Source organism: Neorhizobium sp. BETTINA12A (genome assembly GCF_023006485.1).
Taxonomy (GTDB): Bacteria; Pseudomonadota; Alphaproteobacteria; order Rhizobiales; family Rhizobiaceae; genus Neorhizobium.
In genome coordinates, this window is record NZ_JALBGW010000226.1 from 1 (window position 1) to 6034 (window position 6034).

At 62.4% G+C, this 6034-nt stretch carries 5 protein-coding genes; all 5 read left to right on the forward strand.

Going from position 1 to position 6034, the window contains the following annotated elements; all coding sequences use genetic code 11:
* The coding region (locus tag MOV61_RS27670; protein ID WP_247138881.1) for a 3-phosphoshikimate 1-carboxyvinyltransferase at positions 1 to 842 on the forward strand (842 nt) is incomplete at its 5' end.
* Between the two features lie 45 nt (positions 843 to 887).
* Positions 888 to 2816: a DUF2207 domain-containing protein gene (locus MOV61_RS27675; RefSeq protein WP_247138884.1), complete on the forward strand. Its 1929-nt coding sequence runs from the start codon at positions 888 to 890 to the stop codon at positions 2814 to 2816.
* Positions 2817 to 2904: 88 nt separating this feature from the next.
* A complete protein-coding gene (glyS, locus tag MOV61_RS27680; RefSeq protein ID WP_247138882.1) occupies positions 2905 to 5250 on the forward strand; it encodes a glycine--tRNA ligase subunit beta in 2346 nt (781 codons plus the stop codon).
* 48 nt (positions 5251 to 5298) lie between these two features.
* Positions 5299 to 5619, forward strand: coding sequence for a type II toxin-antitoxin system RelE/ParE family toxin (locus MOV61_RS27685; protein ID WP_151041161.1), 321 nt, complete (start codon positions 5299 to 5301; stop codon positions 5617 to 5619).
* Between the two features lies 1 nt (position 5620).
* Complete coding sequence (locus MOV61_RS27690; RefSeq protein ID WP_247138883.1) at positions 5621 to 5935, forward strand: DNA-binding protein; 315 nt, start codon at positions 5621 to 5623, stop codon at positions 5933 to 5935.
* The last annotated feature ends 99 nt before the right edge of the window (positions 5936 to 6034 follow it).

The following is a 6034-nucleotide window of genomic DNA, read 5'->3' on the forward strand; positions in this document are numbered from 1 at the left end:
CCGGCTGCCCGCCGGTGACGGTGCGCGGCAACGGTCATTTCGCCTCCGGCCGCGTCGAGATCGACGCCGGTCTCTCCAGCCAATACGTCTCGGCGCTGCTGATGGCGGGGCCGCTTGTCAGCCAGGGCGCCAACGCCCCGTTGACGGTTGCACTGGCCGGCGCGGAAATCGGTGCAAGGGGCTATGTGGACCTGACGCTCGCCGCCATGCAGGCCTTCGGCGCCAAGGTCGATCAGATCGATGCGGCGACCTGGAAGGTCGAACCGACCGGATATCGCGCGGCGGATTTCGTGATTGAACCGGACGCGTCGGCCGCCACTTATCTCTGGGCTGCGGAAGTCTTGACCGGCGGTGCCATCGACCTTGGCGTGGCGGCCACCGCCTTCACCCAACCGGATGCCAAGGCTTATGAGGTGATCGCGCAATTCCCGCACCTGCCGGCCGAAATCGACGGTTCGCAGATGCAGGATGCAGTGCCGACGCTCGCGGTGCTCGCCGCCTTCAACGAAACGCCGGTGCGTTTCACCGGTATTGCCAACCTGCGCGTCAAGGAATGCGACCGGGTGAGGGCGCTCTCGCTCGGCCTCAACGCCATTCGCGACGGCCTTGCGACGGAAGAGTGCGACGACCTGATCGTCGCCTCCGATCCCTCACTCGCCGGCCAGACCTTATCCGCCGAAATCAACACCTTTGCCGACCACCGCATCGCCATGAGCTTTGCGCTGGCCGGGCTGATGATCGGCGGCGTCACCATTCTCGATCCCGATTGCGTCGCCAAGACCTTTCCCAGCTATTGGGACGTGCTGGCCTCGCTCGGCGTCGAATACACGGACATAGTTTAAACGGAAAACCCGGATCGGCCGGTGCCGAAGAGGAGGAATGTCGTGATGCGGTGGTTCTCCGGCCTTAGCCTGGCGCTACTTTTCTCGCTGTCGGTGGCGCTGCCCGCCGCGGCGGAGGAATATATCCGCTCCTATCATTCCGACATCCAGGTCGCCGACAATGGCGACCTGACGGTGACCGAAACGATCGTCGCCAATTCCGAAGGCGACAGGATCAAGCGCGGCCTGTTTCGCGACTTCCCGCTGACGATGCAGGACGCCGGCGGCCGCACCGTGCGGGTCGGCTTCGAGGTCGTTTCCGTCACCCGGGACGGTCAGGCCGAACCCTTCCATACGGAAGGTGTTACCGGCGGCATCCGCATCTATTCCGGCGACGAGGATGTCTTCCTTCGGAATGGCGAGCACACCTTCGTCTTCACCTACAAGACCGACCGGCAGATCCGCTATTTCGACGACCATGACGAGCTTTATTGGAACGCGACCGGCAATGGCTGGGAATTCCGCATCGCCCAGGCCTCGGCGCGGGTGACCCTGCCGGGCAGCGCGCGGATAACCCAAACCGCCGCCTATACCGGCCCGCTCGGCTCTACCGCCCGCAATGCCCGCATGCAGGCGAACGGCAATCAGGCCGTCTTTTCGACCACGCGGCCGCTCGGGGCGCAGGAGGGCCTGACGATCGTTGCAGGCTTTCCCAAAGGCATTATCGCTCCGCCTTCGAAAGATCAGCAAAGCGAATGGTGGTGGCGCGACAATATCGGGACGATCATCTCGATCGTTGGCCTCGTCCTCGTCGTCGGTTATTACGCGCTTTTCTGGGTCCGCGTCGGTCGCGACCCGGATCGCGGCGTCGTGGTACCCCGCTGGGATGCGCCGGAGGGACTGTCGCCGGCTCTGGTCAACTACATCGACAACAAGGGTTTTTCCGGTGGCGGCTGGACCGCGTTTGCAGCAAGCGCGCTTGACCTTGCGGTCAAGGGTTACGTGACGCTGGAGGATCTCGCGGAAAAGATCGTCATCCGGCGCACCGGCAAGGCCGCGCCGAGGGAGGTGCCGATCGGCCAGGCCTCCATCCTCGGCTCCATCGACGCCAAGGGGCAGGAACTGATCATCGACGAGGCGCACGGCACCTCCGTCCAGTCGATCGGCGCAAGCTTCCGCCAGGCAATCGAGAAGGAACACCGCGGCAAATATTACAACGGCAACAAGGGTTACGTGATCGGCGGCGTCGTGCTGAGCGTGCTTTCCATCGTCTCTCTGGTCGTTTTCGGCAATCTCGAACCGGATATGATCGCGACGCTGATCATCCCGGCCTTTTTTGCCGTGGTCTTCGGCGTGCTCGCCGCCGCCTTCGGCAAGGGCCTGCGCCGCGGTTCGTCGCTGATTTCGAAAATCGTCTCGGTCGTTATCCTCGGTTTTATCGGCTTGGTGGCCCTGTCGATCGGCTCGGCGGTCGTGGTGGGGATCATGTCGGAAATGACCGGCGACGAGCACTGGCCAATCATGGTCTCGGTCGGCGGCATCGTGCTCGCCAACGTCATCTTCTTCTTCCTGATGGGCGCCCCGACGCCGCTCGGCCGCAAGCTGATGGACGGTATCGAGGGCCTGCGCATCTACCTGACGCTCGCCGAAAAGGACCGCATGAACACCGCCGGCGCACCCACCATGTCGCCGCAGCATTTCGAAAAGCTGCTGCCCTATGCGGTGGCACTCGGCGTCGAAAAACCTTGGAGCAACACCTTCGAGGTCTGGCTTGCGAGCGCCGCCGCGGGCGCTGCCGTCGGCGCCTATGCGCCCGGCTGGTATAGCGGCAACTACGGCTCCAATTTCGGCGACCGCATCGGCGGCTTCTCCTCCTCGATGGCCTCCACGATCGCCTCGACCATCCCAGCGCCAAAATCCTCCTCGTCCTCCTCCGGCTTTTCCGGCGGTTCGTCCGGCGGCGGCGGAGGCGGTGGCGGCGGAGGCGGCTGGTAAACACTTTCGCCAATCCGGCTGGTGACTTTTGGCGGCGGGCTTGCTAAGGCCACGCCCTGTTGAACAATCATCAAAAAGTTGATTATCGATGCCCGATCTGCTTCTCGAACTCCGCTCGGAGGAAATTCCCGCCCGCATGCAGCGCAAGGCGGCGGGAGACCTGAAAAAGCTCGTCACCGACGCGCTGGTGGAAGCGGGCCTGACCTATGAGGGTGCGCGCGAATATTGGACGCCGCGCCGCCTGACGCTCGATATCCGTGGCCTGACGGCCCGCTCCGCAGATCAGCGCGAGGAGCGCAAGGGTCCGCGCACCGATGCGCCGGAAGGTGCCATCGCCGGCTTTTTGCGCGGTGCGGGTCTTTCGTCGATTTCCGAGGCCCAGGTCGTCAACGACCCGAAGAAGGGCGATTTCTACGTCGCCGTCATCTCCAAGCCCGGCCGCCCGGCGGAAGACATCATCGCCGAGGTGATGCCCGGCATCATCCGCAATTTCCCCTGGCCGAAATCGATGCGCTGGGGCGCCGCTTCCATGCCGAAGGGCGCCCGTTTCGCCGGCATTGACGGCAAGGGTCCGGAAAGCCTGCGCTGGGTGCGCCCGCTGCAGTCGATCGTCTGCGTCTTCGGCCCGGAACATGACGAAACCCAGGTCATCCCCTTCGAGATCGACGGCCTGACGGCCAGCAACATTACCTACGGCCATCGTTTCCACGCGCCTGACGCCATCACCGTGCGGCGTTTCGACGACTACGTGACGAGCCTCGAAAAGGCGAAGGTCATGCTCGATGCGGACCGCCGCAAGGACGTCATCCTGCACGATGCCCGCGACCTCGCCTTCGCCAACGGCCTCGATCTGGTCGAGGACGAGGGCCTTCTGGAGGAAGTCTCCGGCCTCGTCGAATGGCCGCATGTGCTGATGGGCGAGTTCGAACAGGATTATCTCGAAATCCCCTCCGAAATCATCCGGCTGACCATCAAGACCAACCAGAAGTGCTTTGTCACCCGCCCGCAGACCGGTGGGGAAGGGCTCTCCAACCGCTTCATCCTGATCTCGAACATCGAGGCGAAGGACGGCGGCAAGGAGATCATGCACGGCAACGGCAAGGTCGTGCGCGCCCGCCTCTCCGACGCCAAGCACTTCTGGACCCGCGACCAGGGCGACATGCCGGATCTCGATACGCTGAAAGAATCTGCGGCGAAGTTCGATCTCGACCTCAAGAAGCCGCTCGACCAGCGCATGGCGAAGCTCGACGCGCTGAACGTGACGTTCCACGCGAAGCTCGGCACGCAAGGCGAACGCGTTGCTCGCATCCGCGCACTGGCGAAGGAGCTGGCAAAAGTCACCGGCGCCGATCTGACCCTCGTCGATCGCGCCGCGGTGCTGGCCAAGGCCGACCTGCGCACCGAAGCCGTCGGCGAATTCCCCGAACTGCAGGGGCTGATGGGCCGCAAGTACGCGATGTTGCAAGGCGAGGAGGCGACGGTCGCCGCTGCCATTGAGGATCACTGGAAGCCGAATGGCCCTTCAGATCGTCTGCCGGAGGACAAGGTCGGGTTGACAGTCGCACTGGCTGATAAGCTTGATACATTGGTTGGTTTCTGGGCGATTGACGAAAAGCCGACGGGTTCGAAGGATCCGTTTGCGCTGCGGCGCGCGGCGCTGGGCGTGGTGCGGATTTTGTTGGAGCGGGGAGTGCGGTTGCCGCTTCTAAAGATTTTGAGGCTACATACCGAGAAGCTGATTTTGGCGCAGCTTAATCGTCAAAATGCGACGAATGAATTAGCTCCTTCCGCAGAAATGCGAAATGCGGGTAAACTTGCCAATAGCGATGATGTTGACTTTTTTCTGAAGTATTTAGAGTTCGCGGCAACTGATGAAGTCCGGTTGAAAGCTGCTGAGATAGCAGATTCAGCGCCATTCGACCTCCTCTCCTTCTTCCACGACCGCCTGAAAGTCTACCTCCGCGATCAGGGCGCCCGCCACGACCTCATCGATGCCGTCCTGACGCCCGACTCCGACGACCTCCTGATGGTCGCCCGCCGCGTAGAGGCGCTGACGGCGTTCATCACCTCGGAAGACGGCAAGAACCTGCTCGCCGGCACCAAACGCGCCGTGCAGCTGCTCGCCGCGGAAGAGAAGAAGGGCACCGTCGTCGCCGATGGCGTTTCGGAAGAACTGCTGAGGCTCGATGCCGAAGAGGCGCTCTGGGCGGCGATCGTCGTCGCCTCGAAGGAAGCGGCCGAGGCCGTCGCCAAGGAAGACTTCCGCTCGGCCATGGAAGCCCTGTCGAAACTCCGTGTCCCCGTCGACAAATTCTTCGAGGACGTGCTCGTCAACGACGAGGACGCCGCCATCCGCGCCAACCGCTTGGCCCTCCTGAAGGCCATCCGCGAAGCGACCGCGACCGTCGCGGACTTTTCCAAGATCAGCGGCTGAACATCCGACGCTATTGGATGATGGTGACGCATATGTTACCATCATCCAATGAAAATCACTGAATATCTTGAGCCAGATGGATCGAGCCCGTTCGGGCGGTGGTTTTCGAAGATCGAGTCCCGCGCGGCCTCGAAGGTGACGATTGCGCTGGAGCGGATCGGACAAGGCAACCTCTCGAACGTGAAGTCGGTCGGCGCCGGAGTGCTGGAATACCGGATCGACTATGGGCCGGGCTACCGGATCTATTTCGGTCGGGACGGCGAGCAACTGGTGATCCTGTTGGTCGGCGGAACCAAGCAGCGCCAGCAAAATGATATCGAGACCGCGCTTGGCTATTGGCAGAACTACAAATCCAGGAAGGGAAGCTGAGATGACCCTGACACGCGAATTCAAGGAAACGGTCAAAGCCCGGCTGGATCAGGATCCGGCGTTTCGCGCCGCGTTGCTTTCGGATGCGGTCGAACTTCTTCTGGAAGGCGATCTCGAAACCGGTAAGAGCGTGCTGCGCGATTTCATCAACGCCACGATCGGTTTCGAGACATTGGCCGAAAAGGTCGATATGCCAGCCAAGAGCCTGATGCGAATGTTCGGGCCAAAAGGCAATCCGCGCGCCGATAATCTGTTCAATGTCATACGGCAATTGCAGGAAAGCTCGGGCATCCACCTGGCAGTGGCCGCCGCCTGATCTTAACCCCCCAAACAAAAAACCGCCGGATCCTTCGACCCGGCGGTTCCTCCGTCCCCATGTATGGGTCCATGTGTGGGATTGGCGTCAGCTGGCGCG

What these genes read in the sequence shown, in the direction of transcription:
- MOV61_RS27675 (WP_247138884.1), top strand. Translation starts at nt 888, where the DNA reads ATGCGGTGGTTCTCCGGCCTTAGCCTGGCGCTACTTTTCTCGCTGTCG.
- MOV61_RS27685 (WP_151041161.1), top strand. Translation starts at nt 5,299, where the DNA reads ATGAAAATCACTGAATATCTTGAGCCAGATGGATCGAGCCCGTTCGGG.
- MOV61_RS27690 (WP_247138883.1), top strand. Translation starts at nt 5,621, where the DNA reads ATGACCCTGACACGCGAATTCAAGGAAACGGTCAAAGCCCGGCTGGAT.
- glyS (WP_247138882.1), top strand. Translation starts at nt 2,905, where the DNA reads ATGCCCGATCTGCTTCTCGAACTCCGCTCGGAGGAAATTCCCGCCCGC.